Below are 20,956 nucleotides of genomic sequence, written 5' to 3'. Positions count from 1 at the left end.
TTTTTATTTATTTTATATTGGCATTGGTTCAGCAACAGTTGATAATATATTTATAATTTTAAAAAACGTATTGGTATTAAGGCCTCACCTAGGAGCATTTCTCAATCAGAGGTGAAATTTATAATACTTTTAAAAATATTACTTGAATTTTGTATTAGAGATTGATATTATTAGAAACAATAAAGTTGTTAGATATTTTAAAAAATAAATAGCGATAAACTTCTTATCCAGAGTGGTAGAGGGACAGGCCCTATGAAACCCGGCAACCTCATGTCAAATAAATGACTTGAACGGTGCTAATTCCTGCAAAGGTATAACCTTTGAAAGATGAGAGGAATGTATTTAAATAATACATACTAACCTCTCTATAAAATTATTAGAGAGGTTTTTTGATGGATAGAAGAATTATCGCTCAAAAGGAGCGAACATTAATGGAAAGAGCAGTGTTTGGAGCAAGTGAATTTTTCAGTCAAAAGGCTTTTATTACAGATTTTCGTGGTATTGAGTATATTCAAATTAAACAATTAAAAGAAAAGAATGTAGATATTGTAGAAATTTGGTTTGATCCTTGGAAAGTATCCTATAATGAATTATTAGATTTGTTTTTTGATTTGCATAACCCAACAATTAAAAATGGTCAGGAATGCAAGAATCAATCTTATATTTTCTTTACTAATTTTAGCCAATTAAAGATAGCCAAACAAAAGAAAAACCAGCTAATACAAGTTTTTAAAGATGAAATGATCACAGAAATCATTCCGGTGTTTGAACATAATGATACAGGGAAAGATATCAAGTTAATATCATAATAAGTCTCATTCTTAGTAAGGTTTTTACAAATGGTAATAGACGGCTGATGGAAAGCAACATAATCGTTTTAGCATGAAAAGTAAATAATATTTGAAATGGCTGGTTGTTAAGGGGAAGAATGAATCACTTCTTGCACGATCATAACTACCAGCCTTCAGGTGTAACTCGTTTGTACAGAGCCGAATACATGGTCGATTTTAAAAAATGTTTATAAAACAAATTTGTTTTCATACATTTATATATACGCACATAATAACTCTAACTGTCTTAAAAGCGAAGACAAGGGAGGAATAAAATGGCTAGAAGACCACCAGTGTTACAAAGAGGAGATACGATTGGATTAGTTACAGCTGGCAGCCCTCTTGATGCTAATATAATAAATACTAGAGCTCAAACAATTAGAGATATGGGTTTTAATATTGCTTTTGGCAGAAACGTTTATTCATTTGAGGGAATCGTAGCTTCATCGGCAGAAAAAAGAGCCGAAGATGTTATGGAGCATGTTCACTGATCCAAGTGTCAAGATGATACTAGCAACACGTGGAGGGACTGGGGTTCAGACCATTCTCCCGTATCTAGACTACGATGTAATAAGAGATAACCCTAAAATCATTTCTGGTTATAGTGACATTACCGTACTACTTAATATTTTGAATCAATTTAGTAACTTAATTACGTTTCACAGCCTAATGCTTGGTGATTTTAGAGCAGATACTCCATCTTATAATTACAATCAATTCTTTCAAGCTACTTCTACCGCAATTTCTCCTAGGTCTATCCAAAACCCACCGAATATACCACTGATGAGTTTAGTACAAGGTAATGTAACGGGCCCGATAGTAGGTGGAAATATGACTTCGCTTGTCAATACTCTGGGTACACCATATGAAATTGATACTAAGGGGAAAATAATTTTCTTAGAAGAAATCAATTCTCCCACGACAAGTATATTTCGCTATCTTACTCAGTTATCAATGTCAGGCAAATTTCAAGATTGTATTGGTATTATAATGGGAGAATGCACCACTTGTCCTGTGGCTTATGGTACTACGTATGCAGATTTGATAAGGGATTGGTTAGTACCCTTAGGAAAACCTCTCATGGTCAATCTTGCTACAGGACATGGCAATTTTAAAGCTGCTATTCCAATAGGTGCATCTGTTAATCTCAATACAATAGATAATACATTAACTGTTCTTGAACCAACTGTTTCTGTTTAGATAAACAATAAATATCAGGTCACTAGTCACACTTAAATTTAATTTAGTAGTTCTAAAAAGCTTATAGTGGAAGAATTGATAATAGCTAGGACTAATATAAATTAAGCTACGGATATTAATTGTAATTATTAATAAATAGTTTATCTCCTTCAAGCCACTCTGCATAAAAACTTGTTTTACATTTGAAATTCCTGCTTTATTGAGCTCATTAAATAGCCACTCTTCGTTGTAACCAGCCGTTGCTAAATTATCATATAAAATTTCTCCATCTGAGATAACCATAGTAGGTAAAAAAACAGGTTGTGGTTTCATGTTGATATCTTGTTTTGTAGCAGTATCATATAAGGATTTTTTCAATATACTGACAGAGCCATCAGGTTCTAAAATTGCATACTCTACTTCACGAACAGAAAAAATATCCTTTTTCCTTAGAAGAATTTGCAACTGATTAATGTCCAGGCGACTCTTCTTTAACTCTTGAAAATCTATGATACCAATTCGAATAATTATTGATGGATTTCCTTCAAGAAGTGATCTTGTTTGTCTAAATTTTTGAGTCAGAATCTCAATGAAAAAAATAAGTGTCCCCCATAAAGTTAGAGCATAAAGAACATATTGTAGGCCTATTTCTTTATCATAAATTGCGTTTCCTACTAGTTCTCCAAGTACTAGAGCAGATATAAAATAAAATGGGCTAAGTTGTGTAATTTGCGTTTTCCCGAGGATCTTTGTAACTAAAAGTAAAGCAAAAAAACCAATCGTTAATTCAATTGTTAGATAAATAAAATTTGTATTCATATTTACCTCCTACTTACAATACATTTATTTTATTCCGATTAAAGTAGGGATATCCAAAAAAATGAAAAGCTTTATCATAGTTGAAATAATATCGAAAATTAATGTAGAGTTTTTTGATACCATTTGTAATGATGTAATTATGTGAAAAGAATAAACAAAATGATTTTAATACAAAATAGTCAATTTATTTATGTAATCTATACTCAAGTTACTCTCTATGGTAATTTTTTATTGTAGTATACTCCTAATAATAGAGAGGTGGATTATGAGTGGAAATTCATAATTTAATTGAGTCAAAACAATATTTTGTTAATGAGACAAAAGTAAATTACTATGTTGTCTATGAAAAATTTGAAAACATTGAGGCTTTGATTAAGGAGAACAGAATTGAAGAAAGAAATCAAGGTACGGAAGAAATCATATACATTTTTCATGGGTACGGTAAAGGGGATCTGTTACAGAAAATATGTAGTTATCGGCTAGATATTGATCATAAATCCATTAGTGCCACTCTAAATACTATAAAAGAAGAGCACAAGGAAATTTTTAAGTAGAGTGGAGGGGTGTCTCAAAAGGTCAAAAAAAGACCTTTTGAGACACCCCCTAATTCTAACTCATATAACTTATATATTAGAAAACATTAAACTCAGTATCGGCAAATGATTCGGCTTAGAAATCCTTCTGATTAAACCATAAAAAAATAGGGCTTACTAGTGTAAGTCCTATTTTTTTTATGAAACTAGATAACTCCCTGTGAAATCATGGCGTCTGCAACCTTTTTGAAACCAGCAATATTTGCACCAACAACAAGGTTTCCAGGTGCATTATACTCTTGTGCAGCTTTAATACTATTTCTATAAATGTTTTTCATTATGTCTTGGAGCTTCTCATCAACTTCTTCAAGCGTCCAAGAAAGTCTCATACTATTTTGCGCCATTTCTAATGCTGAAACAGCAACTCCACCAGCATTTACAGCCTTAGCCGGACCGAATAGTACTTTATTAGCATGGAATATATCTATTGCGTCTAGCGTTGAAGGCATATTAGCACCTTCCCCGACAGCAATTACTCCATTGGATACTAATAAGTTTGCAGCTATTTCATCGATTTCATTTTGTGTGGCACAAGGTAAAGCGATATCACAAGGAATCGACCAAATACCTGAGCATCCTGGATAATACTGTGCGTGAGTGTGTTCTTGCACGTACTCACTAATTCGTTTACCTTCAACTTCTTTTAATTGTTTAACAGTATCAACATTTATACCTTGAGGATCAAAAATATACCCACTTGAATCACTACAAGCAACTACATTCCCGCCAAGCTGTTGCACTTTTTCGATAGCATAGATAGATACATTACCAGAACCGGATACGACTACTGTGCTACCTTTGAAGTTAAATCCTTTATCTTTTAGCATTTCTTCCACAAAATAAACAGTTCCATAACCTGTTGCTTCTTTTCTTCCTAAACTGCCACCATAAGCCAAACCTTTCCCTGTTAAGACACCAGCTTGAAAACCACCACGCATCTTTTTATATTGGCCAAACATATACCCAATTTCTCTAGCACCTACCCCGATATCTCCAGCAGGCACATCGACGTCAGGACCAATATATTTTGAGAGTTCACTCATGAAGCTTTGGGTAAATCGCATAATTTCTTTGTCAGATTTTCCTTTTGGATCGAAATCAGATCCCCCTTTTCCACCGCCAATTGGCTGACCAGTTAAGGAATTTTTAAAAATTTGCTCAAAACCAAGGAATTTAATAATACTTGCATTTACTGATGGGTGGAAACGAAGGCCACCTTTGTACGGTCCGATTGCACTATTAAATTGGACACGAAACCCTCGGTTTACTTGTACCATGCCTTGATCATCGACCCAAGGAACTTGAAAGCTTATAACACGTTCTGGCTCTACCATTCTTTCGAGAATCCCGTGTTCAATATATTTTGGATTAGAAGCTAGTACTGGAACTAAAGAGTCAAAAACTTCCTTTACTGCTTGATGAAATTCGCTTTCATTTGGATTACGCTTCTTTACTAAGTTATAAACATCGTCGACGTAACATTTTGCGAATTGTGTTTCTTGATTCTGGTGTTGTATTAATGTAGACATGTTTTACCCCCAAGCTAAAAAATAGTTATATTACAAAATCATAAAGCAGATTACAAAATACTTTACGATTGTTTGTTAATTTTTCTGTTATGGTTTATCTTATTATTTATAAATGTTCTGAACAATATAGAAAAGAGATAAAATTAATGCCGAAATGAGATGAAAGGTGAGGACCGAAATGGAATTGAGACAAATTAGATATTTTATGGAAGTTGCTAAACGAGAGCATGTTACAGAGGCCGCAGATGCTCTTCACGTTGCTCAATCAGCTGTTAGTCGACAAATATCCAACTTAGAATCAGAATTAGGAGTTGATTTATTTATAAGAAAAGGAAGAAGAGTAAAGGTAACACCCATTGGAGAAATGTTTCTAGAGAGAATGAAGCAAGCAATAAATGTCATTGATAATGCACGTATAGAAGTGGAAGAGTACTTAGACCCAGAACAAGGGACGATTCGAATTGCATACCCTATTAGTATGGCAGCATATACACTACCTAGTGCAATTGTTGCTTTCCGAGAGAAGTATCCAAAGGCAAAATTTCAACTTAAACAAGCTACATATCAGAATTTAATTTTTGGTGTTATTAATGGCGATTTTAATATGGCAATGATCGGTCCTCTACCAGAGGAAAACAAAAAGGTGAAAAGCAAAATTCTATTTACAGAGAGGGTTGTTGCGCTATTGCCTCAAAATCACCATTTAGCTGATAGACAATCGCTAACGTTAAATGAACTACAAGGCGAGTCATTTATTTTATTACCAAAAGGTTTTGTTTTGAGGGATCTAATAGTGGAGGCTTGCTCGCAGTCAGGGTTTAATCCAAAGATTGCATTCGAGGGAGATGATATAGATGCGCTAAAGGGGCTGGTATCGGCAGGTTTGGGTATTACGTTAATACCTGAAATTACATTAGTTGACAGTGTACCACATGCAACCGTGAAAATACCTGTTAATAAACCGGCTGTAACTCGTACAGTGGGTATTCTTGTACCAAGTGAACGACAGTTATTACCTACAGAAAAGTTATTTTATGAGTTTCTCATAAACTTTTTCAAAGGAGGGGATATGTTGTGAATGAAAGACAAAAGTTGTATAAGGATGATCAAGGTCTAATTAAGAAATGATTTTGAAGGTCAAGTTCATTATGTGAAAAAAGAATTATTTCTTGAGAGTCAAGTCTTGATATATGGTATTGGACTTATATTTTTTGCAACAGTGTTAGCTTATATTGTGTATACTATCGGATAGAGAAATACGTGGAATCAAGTAAGGCAGCCATTCTTTCAACTATCGAGCCAGTTGTGGCTATTTCTGTTGGCGTTATCATAAATGGGGACGTATTATCTTCTTGGAATGTTTTTTGGTATTAGCCTACTTTTTTCGTTATCTTTAACTATACAAAAATAGCATTTAATCGGATCGTATGTTCTCCTCTCCGATTAACGTTCTAACAGTCTATTAACTTTTTCTATAAATTGTTATACAATAAATTGTTTTGCTCAAGAGTGCGATGCTTAAATAAAGAGGGCATCGCTTTTGTTATTTGAATTTCCCCGCTTTTACTATTTCATATCATTTTGATATTAATCCTATCTTTTATCCGTATTGATAAGATTGATTTACAAAATTAAAATACAAGTAGAAACAATTTAGATCGATCATCGATCGTTTTGTTAGAAAAGTAAGCAGGCCGATAAGATTACTGCGTGAATAATAGTTTGAATATTCTGATTTATATTTAAGATTTATGAATTCCGTAACATAAAATAAAACATATGACAGAGGTGGATGAAAAGATGTTTAAAAAAGTGGACAGAAAGTGGACTGAATGGCAAAAGAAGGTCATCTACGAAGAGTTCGTAGAGCCAGATTTAGACGAGGAAAAGTTAAAGAAAAAAATAGAAGAAGTAAACAAGAAATATAATGGCTTTCATGGTAACATGAATAAGAACGCTAAATTAAGAAAAACGATTTAACTTTAATTACCTAGAGATAAATATTGTTTTTCAATAATTAACACTCCATTAGTAGCAACCGATTATTATTATGTCGGTTGCTTATTTCTGTTTTTCTGGATGCATGTAGCGTTGACCTTATTTTCACTTCCATAAAAATATACACATGTATAAATGTCGCTCCTATGAAAAATCGATTTATTGGCAAATCCTCTGCACCGTGCCACCCTCCAACAAATGCCGCTTCTTTTCATTCGAAGATCATTCTGTACGAATCCACACCTTGTGAAAAATTGCATCATATTATATACTACATTACAACACTAATGCACTACTCCTGAGAGGAGGGGAACATTTGATTTTAGATTCAGACAGCTCAAAACCGATTTATGTGCAAATTTCTGAATGGATCGAGGCTGAGATTTTACGCGGACATTTTACAACCGATCAAAAAGTTTATTCTCAATATCAGCTTGCTGACAGATTTAATATTAATCCTGCCACGGCTGGTAAAGGGCTAACTTTACTTGTAGAAGATAATATTCTTTACAAAAAAAGAGGGCTAGGAATGTTTGTAGCTGAAGATGCGAGAGAGAGAATTAAAAACAAGCGGAAAAATCAAACGCTAAAGAAACTCATTTTTGAGCTAGTTCTGGAGGCTGAGTATCTTGATGTAGATGAAGAAGAATTAGTCGAAATGATTAAATCAATAAAGCGTAAGGGGGAAGTACAATGAGCGTGATCGAATGCAAAGATGTCACAAAAGTCTATAGGAACATAGCGGCGTTAAAAGGTGTATCATTTGCAATTGAAGAAAACAAGATAACCGGTGTAATTGGTCGAAACGGGGCCGGGAAATCAACGATGTTAAAAATACTTGCTGGGTTTCTAAAAGAAACTTCAGGAGAAGTGCATGTTTTGTCCGAGCGTCCATTTAATAATTTAAAGGTGTCAGCGAATTTAATTTATGTAGATGATCAAATGAGCTTACCTACATCGTTAACTTTAAGCGATATATTAGAATGTGCTGGCGATTTTTACCGGAATTGGGATAAGGAACTTGCAAATAGGTTATTTGATTATTTCTCTTTTCATCCTAAGCAGCGTCACAACAACCTTTCAAAAGGAATGAAAAGCACCTTTAATATGATTATAGGCTTAGCGGCTCGTTGTGCAGTTACGATATTCGATGAGCCGACAATCGGCATGGATGAAGCAGTACGGAAAGACTTCTATCGTGCTTTACTTAAAGATTACATCGCTTATCCGAGAACGATTTTGTTATCTAGTCATCACTTACATGAAGTGGAAGACCTTTTAGAAGATGTTTTTATTATTAAGGAAGGGAAAACCCTTCTCCACGTGCCATTAACGGACTTTAAAGAAATGGCAATTGGGTTGAGTGGAGATTTAAGTATCGTGAATCCATTAATCTCAGATAAGGAAGTGTACCATTTAGAAGAAAATGGAATCAAGCGGACGTATGTTGTTGTGGAAAATAACTTCACAGAAGCAGAGCTTCATGAAGCTAAGGTAAAAGGGGTTGACGTTTCTCCTGTTTCTTCTAGTGACTTATATGTATTCCTAACGAATAAAACAAAAGGAGGGATTGAAGATGTCTTTAACCGAGGTTAGCTTTGCAAGTGTGGTCAAAAGTCAGTTTCGCTATAAAGTAAAAGCATATTTAGGGGTGTTTGTATCATTGATGATCTTGCAGCTCATTGCGATTATTTTTTCCTTTAATGGTGTCAGCTCGTTCGGAAGTGGCTCGGATAGCTTTTCTGTTACGGTTAGTCGTTATTCAGCTAATATGGTGATCACTTTTACGTTCCTATGGGCGTTTATTACAGCGATTTTGCTGACAACAAGAGCATATCGATATGATGATTTTTCTTTTGTGACTAATCGTCTTAGCGGTAGTCTTTCTACGGTACTTTTCCTCCTATTTGCATGTGCTGCTGCAGGAATTTCAGCGATGTTATCGAGTTTTTTATTGAAGAACATTATTTACTTCTTTTTTACTGATATAACGCTAGCAGGAGGTTTGCCTCAGGCTGCACCAGGTGAGTTTATCATAGGAACGATTGCAACCATTTTATATGTAATTTTGTTTAGTTCAGCTGGTTATTTTATCGGCACGCTTGTTCAACTTCACAGGTTTTTCGCTGTTTCAGTACCAGGTGTCATCTTTGGGTCTTTGTTTATTGGTGACCAGTCTGGTTTAGGAAATGTGATTGTTTGGATCAATGAATTTCTATTTAGCGAAACATCTTTTTTTATTTTCATTAGTAAAATCATCATTTTCAGCGGAATCTTTTTCGTAAGTTCGTTTTATCTACTGAATCGATTGGAGGTTAGACAATGATGATGAGTATTATCCTATTAGCCATTATTGCTATTGTGATTGCAGGTGTCGTAAAAGGATCGGGGGCAAGAAAACAGTCACAATGGTTTTCTGGGAGTAGTACAAAGTGGTTTATTGCAGGGTATGCGCTTTTTTTACTTGCTTCTGTCTTGATCTATCAATTGATTCCGAAGACTGATGAAGTTCTTAAACCAGAAATCACACAAGAAGAGATGAATCAGTTCTATAACGATTTTCATAATGCAGCAATAAAAGGTGAGTTAGACTCACTTGAGGGGAGTATAAAAACGGCAGAATGGGTGTTTGACTATGATCAACCTAAGCTACATCTAAGAACTAAATATAGCAACCATATTTCTGTCTCGGTCGTAACGGAACGAAAGTCAACGAACGATGGTACGATTGAAGCATATTACTACACAGGTGTATCCACAGCAGGAAACATTGATATTTCCAATGCTGTAAGCAGGGTCGACTTAGAACTTGATGGAAGTACGCTTGAGCTTATGCGACCTGAAGTGGTTGAACGGCACTTTGCTCAATTTATACAAGAGTTTACCATCACTCAATTTTCGGAACAAAAAAGATTAAATAATGGACATCATACACATATCGCGCCAGAAGTGTTGTATTTAAAAATTCCAGAAGAGTTAGAGATTGTTGACTATGCAAATGTGTTGTGGGAGTAAAACAGAAATAAAAAACAAAGTGGAATCATAATTTTGTTTATGATTATAGAATTAGTGCTCTCAACAAAACAGGTGGCAACCGAATAGTTGACACCCGTTGTAGTTACGAATTCATTCGCTTTAACTTTAATTATTTGTTTTTGTAATCTTAGTAGTTGTGGTAGTTGTTGTTTGTTGTGGTGATGCGTTATTTTGTAATTGTTGTGTAACTTGTTGAAGCTGGTCGTTAGCCTGTTGTAGCTCTTGGTTCCCGGTTTGGAATTGTTGCTGAGCTTGCATTAAAGACTGTTGAGCCTGTTGAATTTGTTGAGGATCTCCAGATGATTGGGCTGATGATAAAGCTTGTTCTGCTTGCTGTAAGGATTGTTGGGCTTGTTGAACTTGTTGGTTTGTTTGGTTTTGTTGATTCATAAGGCACTACCTCCAGAAATAATTTTTAGGACTGTTAAGCCCATTGATATATTTCTCTTTTCCCACTAGTTATATGCCAATATGTTAGATCCTGTATATAGCACATAAGGGAAAAATTAATAAGTTAGATGAATGAATCAAATCTAAAATAGTGTTTAGCGATAGAAACCTGACTCATTCCCATCAGTGGCGGGATGACAATTTCAAGAGTAAAAGCATAGAATCAGTACTACTGGGTAATCTCATTGGCCATTGGCGATAAATGTTATACGAAAAATAGAAGTGTCCCCACATAGAGGGGATGGTGGAGAGCAACTTCCTAAAAACAAAAAGTGCACTGATTCATAAACATCAGCGCACTTTTTATTTTTAAATTTTATCTTGTTCGTAATAACTCTTAAAACTGAGAGCCACCCATTTGTTGCTCAGCCATTTGAACTAATCTTTTTGTAATTTCTCCACCAACAGAGCCGTTTGCACGGGAAGTCGTGTCAGCTCCTAGTTGAACCCCAAATTCTGATGCAATTTCGTACTTCATCTGATCCAATGCTTGCTGTACACCTGGAACTAATAATTGATTTGAATTATTGTTGTTACTTGCCATGTTAAAACACCTCTTTCTTAGTTTTGAGATTAGTATGTTAAAACATGCTTTTTATATGTAGTGAAACGTTTTGTAAATATTACCAATAGCAAAGAGTAAAAATATCATAACGCTTATTGTAAAGCGTTATGAAGGAGCTCTAGTGTTCTTCCTCTTTGACATCTGCCTCACCTTTTACGTCTATATGGGCTACTTCTTTTTTTAGCTTTTCAGTTACGGTTACATTTTCTTTAATTTGCCGGTTTTCAACAGATACTTCATTCACCTTAACAGGATGCTTATGAATTTCAATTTCTTCTTCTTTAATTGGAATTCGTATTTCTTCTTCATTTGCTGCTTCGATTACCATTTCCTGGCGCTTTATTGGAACGGTAATTGTCTTTTTATCTTCTACAACTTCATGATGTATTTTTACTTCTCCTGTTTGTACTCGTTTTTTTGTTAGCTCTAGTTCCTCTTCGCGAAGTTGTAACGTTTCTGAACGTTCCGTTTCCACATTTGAAGTTTTCGTATGTCTTCTAGTGATTAGCATATAACTGATGATCCCAAAAACCCCTCCAATAATTCCACCTGTTAAAAGTGAAAAATTTATTAGCCATCCTAAAAGTATTCCAATTATGACACCAACAAGGATATACTTTCCCATAGGAACCTCCTGATTAATTTTTTTATAGCTTTCCCCGACCTCTTGTATTTATGAAAAACCCTACTTACAATAGTAAGTAGGGGCCAAATAATATTAATCTTCTCTGATGATATCTGTATCACCATGTTCCTCAATCTCTGCCACTTCTTTATGAAGGACATCTCGTACTTGTTCTGTTTCTTGGACAGAACGCTTATGAGCGGAAACTTCACCGGTAACAACAGTATGTTTATCCACATCAACCTTTTCTGCTGTGACTGGAATATGAATCGTTTCTTCTTCGGTGATAGGATCATCTGTTGGCTCATGATCAACTGCTCTTTGTTCAATAACGACTTGATCATGAGAGACAGGAACATTGACTGCTTTTTCCTCTTCAACGATATCTTTATGAAGAGTCACATCACCAGTTTCTACACGGTATTTATCTATATCTAATTCTTCTTCACGCAGATCTAAATGTGCACTTTCTTGTGCAAATTCTGTATCTGCAGCTCGATCTACTTCACGTGCCTCTTTACGGATTTCCTTTTGAGTTTCTTCTTCTTCGTTAAACAAATCAAAAAAGCCCATTATGAAAACCTCCTAGGAAAGTGATATTGATCGTGGTACAAATATTATCTTCGCCGATTTACAAGCAAAATATGTAGAGGAATAATACTTTTTGACAAATAAAAAATGTTTTTTTTCAAATAATGATGAGGAAGGATAGTTAAGAACAAGAGGTGTATTTAATGACTAAGAGAAAAGAGCCGCAATTTGAAAGCGGAGAAGATGTATCGGATGTAAGAAAAGGATTATACGGCCTAAATCCTGCAGAAAGTTTGTTGTCTGTGAATTTTGCAACGACTGAAAACGCATATTTGAACGAACATTATCAAGAAGACCCCAAAGAGAACGAATAATAACAACCAAACAGAACAGGGAAGGAACGCCCTAGTCCTGTTCTGTTTGGTTTTATCGTTTGAATTCTTCTTTTAATATAGAAAATATTTTCAGATCACGGTGTTTGCCCTTAACGAGCATGTCTTTTCTGTTTATTCCTTCAAAAGACATTCCAATCTTTTCCATCACTCGTTGCGATCCCATATTCTCAACAAAACATCTTGCCTGAATTCGAACTAAATCCATTTGTTCAAATCCAAATTCTACTACTTTCGTTGCCGCTTCAGACATAATTCCTTTTCCCCAATAATCCTGTGAAATAACATAGCCAATTTCAGCTGTCTTATGAGTTGGTTTCCACCATACAAAATCAATGGTTCCAATAAATTTTTGTTCGTCCTTTAATTCAATCCCCCATGGAGCGACCTGTTGATTCTCATAATTTTGAAGTACAAAATCAATAAATTCTCTTGTATCTGCCAAAGTTTGATGGGTGTTCCATGTTACGAATTTAGTCACTTCTTCATTTGAGCCATAATCATACATAGCTTCTAAGTCATTTAGAGAGATCTTTCTTAAGATTAATCGGTCTGTTGTTAAAATCGGTAAGCTGCTATAGATTTGTTCGACCTTCATCACAATCACCTCAGGTAATATTTTACAAATTATTATAAAGCTTTTGTGAGAGTTTTGGTCTCTTTTTCTAAATTTTATATATTGAATTAGAATAAACTAAAAAAATTAGGAGAAGGTAGAAGCAAAGAATTTAAAAAATGGTGATAAAAACAAAGAGTTTTTTTGTGAAATTGGATAATTTTTTATGTATTAAGTCCATGTAGGGGACGGATATAAGAAAAATACTTTATTGTTATTATAATTGTCTTTATTTTAGGTAAACATCGCACCCAAAAGAATAAGCCTCAAAGCACAAATCAAAATCGATCATACAAATTGAATGAAAAGAGCTTTACAGTGAAAGATAAGATTGAGGTGATTATATGAAATCAACTAAGAAAGCTGAATTTAACATACCGACAGAGGCTAATACAAGTGGTGAAATGGGAATAAGAACAGAAGTAGATCCAGCTCATCCGGAACATACGATCGATCGTTATGCTGGTGATTCAGTGAATGAGCACAAAGAATTAGAAAGAGCTAACGAAGATTTAGCAGAAGAAGAAATCGCTCAGATCATTAATAATTCTTAAATAGTAGTAAAAGGGGTATCTCAAAAGGTCTGTTTTGACCTTTTGAGACACCCCCTCCTTTAATGTTCAACTAAACTTGATAAATTTACTTCCTGTTCATTTTCTGGATCATCAAGAGGAAAGATTCGGGCAATATCGTGGTCATTGCTGACGTTCTGAATATAAATCGGTGTGCCATTATAAGTGACATTTGCCATAACAGGTGAAGCGGCGATTTCTTGAGCTCGTAGCTTATTCATTATAAGTTCCTCCATTCGTCTTTTTCAATTCATACTATTTGCACAAAATGTTAGTATTATTCATAATCGAAACTAGGATTAAAAGAAGGAGAAATACATGAATTACAACAAAAGATGGTTAATAATAGGAGCAATAATTGTTGCATTTATTGTGGTAAATGTAGTGATCACTAATTTGACACAGCATGAAGAGGACAGACAACGAGACGTCAATCCTATGAATAGCAACATTTCTACTCACTAATAATTTTTCCGGTGAAGGAGGGGAATGTGTTGAAATTAAGTATTTTGGACCAAGCACCAATTTCAGAAAATCAAACAGCAGGTATGGCTCTCAAAAAGTCAATGGAACTTGCAAAAGCTGGTGAACGTTTAGGATATAGGATATACGCGCTATTGGATAGCTGAACATCACGATCTTCCAGGACTAGCCTGCTCAGCACCTGAAGTACTTCTAGGCTATATTGGCGCGAATACAGAAACTATTCGAATTGGTTGCGGAGCGGTTTTATTGCCTCATTATAAACCTTATAAAGTAGCAGAAGTATATAACACTTTAGCTACATTGTTTCCTGGGCGAATCGATTTAGGAATTGGTCGAGCTCCAGGAGGTTCTGCAGAGGTGACAAATGCGTTGTCAGACAATTTTTTACAACAAGTATTTCAGATGCCCACGTCAGTGAAAGAACTTCTCCATTTTTTAGATCAAGATTTTCTCCCGGAACATAAATATGTAAATGTTAAGGCAGCACCGATACCAAACATTCCTCCTAAACCATGGCTTCTAGGTACTAGTAAAAAAAGTGCCTTACTAGCTGCCGAATACGGAATGGCTTATGCCTTTGGTTTATTTATGAGTGACAATGATGGACGTATGATTATAGATACGTATAGGCATAACTTCAAACCAAAAAAGATTGGGAATCGTGCAGAAATCATTCTAACCGTTTCAATTATTTGTGCAGAATCAAATGAAAAAGCAGAAGAAATAGCTCTTAGTTCCCTAGTATGGAAAATTCAAACCGAAAAGGGAGAAGGAAAAGAGGGAGTTCCTTCTATCAATACAGCAAAAGAATATCCATTAACAGAGCAAGACCGTCAATCAGTTGCAAAAATGAAAGAAAATATGATCATTGGAGATCCAGGAAAAGTTAGAGAACAAATTATAAGCCTTAGAGAAAAATATGTATTTGATGAATTAATGATCATATCAATCACGCATGACCATGAAGATAGGGTTAACTCCTATCGCTTACTAGCTAAGGAAATTGGATTTAGTCATAAAATTGGAGATTTCGGAACGTACGTTTGTTTTGTGTTTAAATCTACCAATTTCTTATGCTATAATGATAAGGCAATAGAATATCGCTTCTTAAGGGTGGACGGTATATCATCCCCAAATGAAAGGGGGTGAGGCCGGTGACTGTTTTTGAATCACTTATGCTTATGGTTGCATTTGCAACATTGGTAGTTGTGATCCTTACGTCAAAAGAAAAATAATCCACCCTTGCTCTAGAGAAGCAGGGTGGATCCATTGAATTGTGTGATCTGCCGCCCCCTTGAAGGGCAGTCTATTGTGTAAACCGATGGTGTTACCAGCACCGTCGGTTTTTTTCTATTGTATGCATATATATTTTTAGTATACGTTCTCAGTTCAAGAAAATCAAATGGAATGTAACTTTTTCTTATCTCTTCTTTTTAAGGTTCTTTCACTACAGCATATAGCAACGTTACCCTACTTATTAGCAAAATATAAATCTATTGTAGTGTAACTCTATAGACTGCTGCGAGTCTACAGTAACACTCCACCACCTTCACCCTCATGACGTACTTTTCGCTTCACCTGAACAAGCAAGCGCCCAAGTCTTAAACAAACGTTTGATTAAGTTTAAAATGAAGCTCACAAATCAAACCTCGACAAAAATCGAGTTTATTTGTGGAGGTCTTGACTTTTTTGTAATATTATGCGCTTGCCCAGGAAATTCCTTGTCATTTCTCTAGTAAAGGAAAATATGAGAGAGGCACACCACTTATAAGCGCAATAAACAAATAACAATACCCTTATGAAACAAGTAATGGGGGAAGAGTTAAAAATATAAAAAGAACAAAGGGTGGGGGACCAAAGTTTCTTCCCCTTTGCTCTTTTACTAAATTATTAATGAAAGAAGTATGGTAGCCAAAAATATACAGCTGCGACAATAACAATGATAGCAATGACATTTAATCGGAAGCCGGTTTTTAACATGTCTTGAATGGAAATAAAGTTCGATCCAAAAACGACGGCGTTTGGAGGAGTTGAAACAGGCAGCATAAATGCACAAGTGGAAGATAAGGCAACGATAGCCATTAATGCATAGGGATCTATTCCAATACCAGAAGCAATTCCAATTGAGATAGGAATAAACATATTAGCAATTGCTGTATTAGATAGGAACTCGGTCATAAACAGTAAAGACGTAGCAAAGACAAATAAAAGCAATACATAAGGTAGTGTCTCTATGCTAGATAAATGCATTCCAATCCAACCTGTTACATTCGTCTCAACAAAAGCAGCCGCAAGGGATAACCCACCGCCAAATAGTAACAATATTCCCCAAGGTAGTTTCTTCATATCATTCCAGTTCATTAGCATCCCTTTCTGTGATTGACTAGGTACAAGAAAGAGGACGAGAGCTCCAATTAACGCAATAGTCGTATCTGTTATTTGAAAGGGTAAAAAGCCACTGAAAATCCAAAGAGCAACTGTGCTTAAAAAAATAAATAATATAGATTTCTCCTCGTGTGTGATATTACCTAAATTTTTTAACTGTTGCTTGACGATGCTGTCTGGAATATGAGTACCTGATGGGACAGGGAAACGAAATAGAATTAAAACATAAAGTAGAAGTAACAATATAGTTGAAATTGGAAAAGCAAACACAAACCAATCAGCAAACGAAATCTTTTGGTGAAGTACGGAATCTGCAACCCCTGCAAAAATAGCGTTAGGTACAGAACCAATTAGTGTGGCAAGTCCGCCAATGGAAGCTGAATAAGCAACGGTTAGCAATAATCCTTTCGTGAAAGACTCTGTAGAATTTGGATCAAATAATTTTTTGTTTTTCACTTCTGAAATTAATGCCATTACGACAGGGAACATCATTAAGGCCGTTGCTGCATTTGAGATCCACATAGAGAGGAAGGCGGTTGCTAACATGATCCCTAATATAATTCTCTTCGTACTTGTCCCAATAAAAAGTAAAATCGTCATAGCTATTCGCTTATGTAAATTCCACTTTTCTATAGCCAGAGCAATTGTAAATCCCCCTAAAAACATTAATATGATCGGGTTAAAGTAAGCGGCGGACGTTACTTCATAATTCACAGCACCACTTATAGGCAAGAGAATAAGAGGGAGGAGGGAAGTGACGGCAATTGGTAATGGTTCTGTCATCCACCATATAGTGATCAAAACAGTTATAGATAAAACTGCTCTAGGCTCATTTGCCAATCTAGTTATCCCCGGAATGAAATACAATATTAAAGCAAATATCGGACCAAGATAAAGACCAATCCACTGAAGGTTTGAGTAATGGATTCGAATCACCACCCAATCTAAAAGTAAAACCTATATGATACAAGCTTATGTTAACTAAATAGTAATTAGGACATGATTTGTGTGTAGGAGAAGGGAGGAGTAATAGGTATCGATTTTTGTTGAATTTGATATGAATTAAGCTGAATATGTTTAATTAAGTTCGTTAAAATTCAAAAGGAAAAATCACCTTTCGTCTCAAAATTAAGAGTAAACTTAGGAAATGAGATATAAAGGCGAGCCAGAAAATAACTTCTGATAATAAATGTTATGTTAACTAATAAATAATATTTTACGTAATAAAATGTGCACTGATAAAAATACCTAAAGGTCTTAATCACCCTTAGGTATATCCATTTTATCAACAGCTTGTTTTAGATCATCATTGTTAATATGAGTATAAATCATTGTCGTTTGAATAGAAGAATGTCCGAGTTGTCTTCGTAATTTTGGTACATCGTTTATTTCAGTATGATACCTGGTAGCAAATGAATGTCTTAGTTTGTGGACGGATAATGATGGTTTTCCGAAAGCCGCAGCATATTTCTCAATTAATTTCTCAATGGACCGTGCTGTTAATCTTCTAGGTTTTCCTTTTGGACCCATTGGAGCTGCGACAAATAGTGCCTTATTAGACTTATCAACTTTATAGCGTTTTTCTCGAATTTGTAAGTAATCCTGAAGGTCATCCATTGCTAATTTACTAAAGAAAACAAATTGCTCTTTGTTACCTTTCCTTATCACTCGTGCAGTATATTTACTGTAATCAATGTCATCTATATTCAAATTCACGACTTCTGAAAGACGTAGTCCAGATCCTAAGATGAGGGAGACAATAGCAGTATCACGTTCTCGATTTAATAGATGAAAATTATACAGTTTTTTATTATCCTTATTGAGCAAACCATAGTCTGACGCTATAAATTGCCTAAACTTTTCATATTCATCACCAATTAAAATTTTGCCTTCCATTTTATTAGCGATCGTTTCCATGCTTTCTTTAATTTCATTAAACTCAATTTTAGCCATAACATTTCTTTGTAAGTACGGTTTTAATTCACGTGTTTCTGCAATGTTCTGTAAGTAATTAAAAAGAGATTTCAAGGCCGATAATTTTCGGTTAACCGTAATTTCTTTATTATTTAATTGATATTGCAAAAATCCTAAGAAACCTTCAACTTGCTGGGTCGTTAAGGACTCTAACAGTTCAAGGGGAACATTTTTTATCTCACCAGTATGTAATCTTTCATTTTTAAGCCAGTTAAAGAAGATCTTATAATCATGAGCGTAGTTTAATAATGAAGCCGCAGACAATTTCCTTTGTTTATGACTTATGTATTCACCGACATACCATGGTAATTGATCAAGTAACGTATTAAGCTTTTGAAAATACTGTTGTTGATTTGCCATGAAAAACACCTCAAAACATAATGTTCTATATAATCATTATAACACCCAAACATTATTACGTCAAATTTATATTTTACGTAATAATGTTTGGGTGTTAATACTCTCTTTTATTTCAATCTTACTAATCAAATTCCGTTAATTACTTCAAGAATAAAAAATTAAAGCCGAAGAAAAATGCGGCTTCGACTAACTTAAAATTATGTATCAGATCATCATCTAAACATTTACTCTGTCCACAAATAATATTCAATAACTTCTTCCTCATCAGATACAGAAATCCACCCTAAAGCAGACAAGTCAAATTCATTTGAATCTTTTTCAACTTCTAAATAAACGTCCCACTTATTTTCCTCATCACTTCTTGCTGCGTCAAACACTTTTACATCTGCAATAGCAATATCTAAATGATTTACAACTATGTATTCTTCGGCGAATTGAATAGCGATCGTTTCCGCATGATCTAAAGATATCTTTCCAAAAGAGCAACCAACTAGAAAAAGGAACAAAAAAATAACAATAAAACGTAATCTTCTTATTATCAATGTGTACCTCCCTATTAAAATAACACTATTTTTCATTTCTTTCTATAAATATAGACGTATAAGAGCGGTCAAAAGTTTCAAATTTTCTATATTTTCAACAATAAAAAAAGGCTAATTAAATAAGTAGCCTTTAAAAAAATATATTTATAATTATTTAATCATCTTGGAAGTTGGTAATGATGTTGCGTCCCTCTTGCTATATCGTTAAGAATATCTGTGAAATTTGCACCAATTTGATCGAAAGTCATCCCATTACGTAACTGGTTATCAAATGCGTAAATACGTTGCACAATATGCTCATCAGCTGCAACATGGACATGTTTTTCAACATTGGATGCTTTAACCATACGCTGAACTCTTGCATTCACTTCATTGTTTTCTTCCGTAGTTTGTAATCCAATTAATACATTATCATCTTGAATGACAACGCAGGCGTCATCTATCCCAATAATATTTTCAACCTGTTTTTCTATTTTTTGAATTGTATGTCTTTTTTCTTCTTGATTAACAAGTTTGTCAATACCAGCTCTTCTCATCTCATCGTTTTCGGTCGTCTCAGAATCATACCCTTGCCCTCTTATATTAGCTGGGTTTGTTGCCTGATCGTCTATCCCACAGGCGGTCACAGCTAAGAACAGTATTGCTATAACTGTTGATGATAATATTTTTTTATCCATTTAGATTCCTCCTTTTGGATTATTATGGCTAAAAGGAAGATTTTCTAAACTATCAGTATTTGGTGTTTCATAAACGGTTTTCAGCAATATTTGCCAGCAATATTCGTTTGATTTCAAGGAATTATAAAAAAAAATTAAAAGGAAGTGATAACAATGTCTCAAAATACCTCAGATGATATTCGTCAAATTATAAAAAAAGCAAAAGATGATGAGAAAGAAGCAAAGACGGCAGCTGATATCGTCAATGATGCTACTTCTGATATGATTTCACAAAGAACTCAAAATGATCAATCAAAGAATAACCATTAGTACAGAACGTACGTTCCTCGAAAGAACTTCAAACCTTTAAGCAATAAGAAGCTTAAAAATAACCATTGTACTTATTTTATTTCGTTAATGATGTGCAATGGTTATTCAGTTTATTGAACGTAATTTAATGTCTACATTCCTAGAATCTTACCTACAGAGAACTCTTTATTTGAGCGCGCTTCTCACCTTTATTAAGGTGTTTTAATTCACCTTCCAAATTTTAAAATTTGCCATACATAATTTCCAGACGATCAAGTGAATTAGCTAGTGCTGAAATCCAACTTCTAGTCTTCCTCACGCTCTTAATTTCATTAATTGATGTCATCTTAGTAAAAGGGCCGAATGCAATTTTTAAACGATCATTTTCTATTTTATAGCCAGTTGAATACCAAATCCATGCAACAAAAATAGCTAACGGAAAGGTATTAATCCCGTAACTACTTCTCTTTCAATAATTGGAGGGATAGTACAAAAAAGAATGGTCACCC

General features: G+C 34.6%; 24 protein-coding genes, 3 pseudogenes and 1 riboswitch. Of the genes and pseudogenes, 14 read left to right on the top strand and 13 right to left on the bottom strand.

Annotation, left to right across the window (positions count from 1 at the left end; genetic code table 11):
- Positions 1-220 precede the first annotated feature (220 nt).
- Positions 221-334, top strand: a riboswitch (SAM riboswitch).
- A gap of 58 nt (positions 335-392) precedes the next feature.
- A complete protein-coding gene (locus SAY88_RS01480; RefSeq protein ID WP_332628698.1) occupies positions 393-809 on the top strand; it encodes a peptide-methionine (S)-S-oxide reductase in 417 nt (138 codons plus the stop codon).
- Positions 810-1,105: 296 nt separating this feature from the next.
- Positions 1,106-2,030 (top strand): annotated as a pseudogene (locus tag SAY88_RS01475) (S66 peptidase family protein).
- Between the two features lie 115 nt (positions 2,031-2,145).
- On the opposite strand, the pseudogene SAY88_RS01470 reads toward SAY88_RS01475, so the two are convergent.
- A pseudogene (locus SAY88_RS01470) lies at positions 2,146-2,828 on the bottom strand (YetF domain-containing protein).
- 269 nt (positions 2,829-3,097) lie between these two features.
- On the opposite strand from SAY88_RS01470, the gene SAY88_RS01465 reads away from it, so the two are divergent.
- Complete coding sequence (locus tag SAY88_RS01465) at positions 3,098-3,382, top strand: hypothetical protein (RefSeq protein WP_332628697.1); 285 nt, start codon at positions 3,098-3,100, stop codon at positions 3,380-3,382.
- A 185-nt stretch (positions 3,383-3,567) separates the two neighbouring features.
- Here SAY88_RS01465 and gdhA read toward each other — a convergent pair whose 3' ends face one another.
- Complete coding sequence (gene gdhA, locus SAY88_RS01460) at positions 3,568-4,950, bottom strand: NADP-specific glutamate dehydrogenase (RefSeq protein ID WP_332628696.1); 1,383 nt, start codon at positions 4,948-4,950, stop codon at positions 3,568-3,570.
- A 178-nt stretch (positions 4,951-5,128) separates the two neighbouring features.
- On the opposite strand from gdhA, the gene gltC reads away from it, so the two are divergent.
- The 6 genes from gltC (at position 5,129) to SAY88_RS01430 (ending at position 9,963) form a co-directional block, all read left to right on the top strand.
- A complete protein-coding gene (gene gltC, locus SAY88_RS01455) occupies positions 5,129-6,028 on the top strand; it encodes a glutamate biosynthesis transcriptional regulator GltC (protein WP_332628695.1) in 900 nt (299 codons plus the stop codon).
- A 722-nt stretch (positions 6,029-6,750) separates the two neighbouring features.
- Entirely contained in the window at positions 6,751-6,930 is a 180-nt protein-coding gene (locus SAY88_RS01450; RefSeq protein ID WP_332628694.1) for a hypothetical protein, read from the top strand.
- 334 nt (positions 6,931-7,264) lie between these two features.
- Positions 7,265-7,645, top strand: coding sequence for a GntR family transcriptional regulator (locus SAY88_RS01445; RefSeq protein ID WP_332628693.1), 381 nt, complete (start codon positions 7,265-7,267; stop codon positions 7,643-7,645).
- A complete protein-coding gene (locus SAY88_RS01440) occupies positions 7,642-8,544 on the top strand; it encodes an ABC transporter ATP-binding protein (RefSeq protein WP_332628692.1) in 903 nt (300 codons plus the stop codon). The genes SAY88_RS01445 and SAY88_RS01440 overlap by 4 nt, the downstream gene beginning before the upstream one ends.
- Positions 8,525-9,274 carry a hypothetical protein gene (locus SAY88_RS01435; protein ID WP_332628691.1) on the top strand — a complete coding sequence of 250 codons (750 nt, stop codon included), beginning with the start codon at positions 8,525-8,527 and terminating at the stop codon, positions 9,272-9,274. The genes SAY88_RS01440 and SAY88_RS01435 overlap by 20 nt, the downstream gene beginning before the upstream one ends.
- Positions 9,271-9,963 carry a hypothetical protein gene (locus tag SAY88_RS01430; RefSeq protein WP_332628690.1) on the top strand — a complete coding sequence of 231 codons (693 nt, stop codon included), beginning with the start codon at positions 9,271-9,273 and terminating at the stop codon, positions 9,961-9,963. Before SAY88_RS01435 ends, SAY88_RS01430 begins: the two co-directional genes overlap by 4 nt.
- Before the next feature lie 126 nt (positions 9,964-10,089).
- Here SAY88_RS01430 and SAY88_RS01425 read toward each other — a convergent pair whose 3' ends face one another.
- From SAY88_RS01425 to SAY88_RS01410, 4 genes are all read right to left on the bottom strand, one after another.
- Positions 10,090-10,374: a hypothetical protein gene (locus SAY88_RS01425; RefSeq protein WP_332628689.1), complete on the bottom strand. Its 285-nt coding sequence runs from the start codon at positions 10,372-10,374 to the stop codon at positions 10,090-10,092.
- 397 nt (positions 10,375-10,771) lie between these two features.
- A complete protein-coding gene (locus SAY88_RS01420; protein ID WP_034742580.1) occupies positions 10,772-10,978 on the bottom strand; it encodes an alpha/beta-type small acid-soluble spore protein in 207 nt (68 codons plus the stop codon).
- A gap of 139 nt (positions 10,979-11,117) precedes the next feature.
- Entirely contained in the window at positions 11,118-11,624 is a 507-nt protein-coding gene (locus SAY88_RS01415) for a YsnF/AvaK domain-containing protein (RefSeq protein ID WP_332628688.1), read from the bottom strand.
- A gap of 93 nt (positions 11,625-11,717) precedes the next feature.
- Positions 11,718-12,197: a YsnF/AvaK domain-containing protein gene (locus SAY88_RS01410; protein WP_332628687.1), complete on the bottom strand. Its 480-nt coding sequence runs from the start codon at positions 12,195-12,197 to the stop codon at positions 11,718-11,720.
- A 161-nt stretch (positions 12,198-12,358) separates the two neighbouring features.
- Between SAY88_RS01410 and SAY88_RS01405 the strand changes: the two genes are divergently transcribed.
- Entirely contained in the window at positions 12,359-12,529 is a 171-nt protein-coding gene (locus SAY88_RS01405) for a hypothetical protein (RefSeq protein ID WP_332628686.1), read from the top strand.
- A gap of 52 nt (positions 12,530-12,581) precedes the next feature.
- Here the strand turns inward: SAY88_RS01405 and SAY88_RS01400 are convergent, their stop codons facing one another.
- Positions 12,582-13,145: a GNAT family N-acetyltransferase gene (locus tag SAY88_RS01400; RefSeq protein WP_332628685.1), complete on the bottom strand. Its 564-nt coding sequence runs from the start codon at positions 13,143-13,145 to the stop codon at positions 12,582-12,584.
- A 362-nt stretch (positions 13,146-13,507) separates the two neighbouring features.
- Between SAY88_RS01400 and SAY88_RS01395 the strand changes: the two genes are divergently transcribed.
- Positions 13,508-13,717, top strand: coding sequence for a hypothetical protein (locus tag SAY88_RS01395; RefSeq protein ID WP_332628684.1), 210 nt, complete (start codon positions 13,508-13,510; stop codon positions 13,715-13,717).
- Between the two features lie 59 nt (positions 13,718-13,776).
- On the opposite strand, the gene SAY88_RS01390 is transcribed toward SAY88_RS01395, so the two are convergent.
- Positions 13,777-13,956, bottom strand: a complete 180-nt coding sequence (locus tag SAY88_RS01390) for a small acid-soluble spore protein H (RefSeq protein ID WP_250098309.1) — start codon at positions 13,954-13,956, stop codon at positions 13,777-13,779.
- A gap of 273 nt (positions 13,957-14,229) precedes the next feature.
- Here SAY88_RS01390 and SAY88_RS01385 point away from each other — a divergent pair.
- Together SAY88_RS01385 and SAY88_RS25905 are read left to right on the top strand one after the other, a co-directional pair.
- Positions 14,230-15,226 (top strand): annotated as a pseudogene (locus SAY88_RS01385) (LLM class flavin-dependent oxidoreductase); the annotation flags it as partial.
- A gap of 140 nt (positions 15,227-15,366) precedes the next feature.
- A complete protein-coding gene (locus tag SAY88_RS25905; protein ID WP_431308827.1) occupies positions 15,367-15,456 on the top strand; it encodes a putative holin-like toxin in 90 nt (29 codons plus the stop codon).
- 655 nt (positions 15,457-16,111) lie between these two features.
- Here SAY88_RS25905 and SAY88_RS01380 read toward each other — a convergent pair.
- From SAY88_RS01380 to SAY88_RS01365, 4 genes are all read right to left on the bottom strand, one after another.
- Positions 16,112-17,539: an SLC13 family permease gene (locus tag SAY88_RS01380; RefSeq protein WP_332629023.1), complete on the bottom strand. Its 1,428-nt coding sequence runs from the start codon at positions 17,537-17,539 to the stop codon at positions 16,112-16,114.
- A gap of 324 nt (positions 17,540-17,863) precedes the next feature.
- The gene (xerS, locus tag SAY88_RS01375) at positions 17,864-18,940 is read right to left on the bottom strand and encodes a tyrosine recombinase XerS (protein WP_332628683.1); all 1,077 of its coding nucleotides are present in this window, start codon (positions 18,938-18,940) and stop codon (positions 17,864-17,866) included.
- 224 nt (positions 18,941-19,164) lie between these two features.
- A complete protein-coding gene (locus SAY88_RS01370) occupies positions 19,165-19,482 on the bottom strand; it encodes a hypothetical protein (protein WP_332628682.1) in 318 nt (105 codons plus the stop codon).
- A gap of 158 nt (positions 19,483-19,640) precedes the next feature.
- A complete protein-coding gene (locus SAY88_RS01365; protein ID WP_332628681.1) occupies positions 19,641-20,159 on the bottom strand; it encodes a YhcN/YlaJ family sporulation lipoprotein in 519 nt (172 codons plus the stop codon).
- Positions 20,160-20,312: 153 nt separating this feature from the next.
- Between SAY88_RS01365 and SAY88_RS01360 the strand changes: the two genes are divergently transcribed.
- Positions 20,313-20,468 (top strand): hypothetical protein, encoded by a 156-nt coding sequence (locus tag SAY88_RS01360; RefSeq protein WP_332628680.1) that lies wholly within the window; start codon positions 20,313-20,315, stop codon positions 20,466-20,468.
- A gap of 220 nt (positions 20,469-20,688) precedes the next feature.
- Here the strand turns inward: SAY88_RS01360 and SAY88_RS25900 are convergent, their stop codons facing one another.
- Positions 20,689-20,838 carry a PH domain-containing protein gene (locus SAY88_RS25900; RefSeq protein WP_431308831.1) on the bottom strand — a complete coding sequence of 50 codons (150 nt, stop codon included), beginning with the start codon at positions 20,836-20,838 and terminating at the stop codon, positions 20,689-20,691.
- Between the last annotated feature and the right edge of the window lie 118 nt (positions 20,839-20,956).

The sequence above is a fragment of the Halalkalibacter flavus genome (genome assembly GCF_036663575.1).
GTDB lineage: Bacteria > Bacillota > Bacilli > Bacillales > Bacillaceae_D > Halalkalibacter > Halalkalibacter flavus.
The sequence above is the reverse complement of the archived record's forward strand: the minus strand, read 5'-3'. Positions and strand labels throughout refer to the sequence as shown.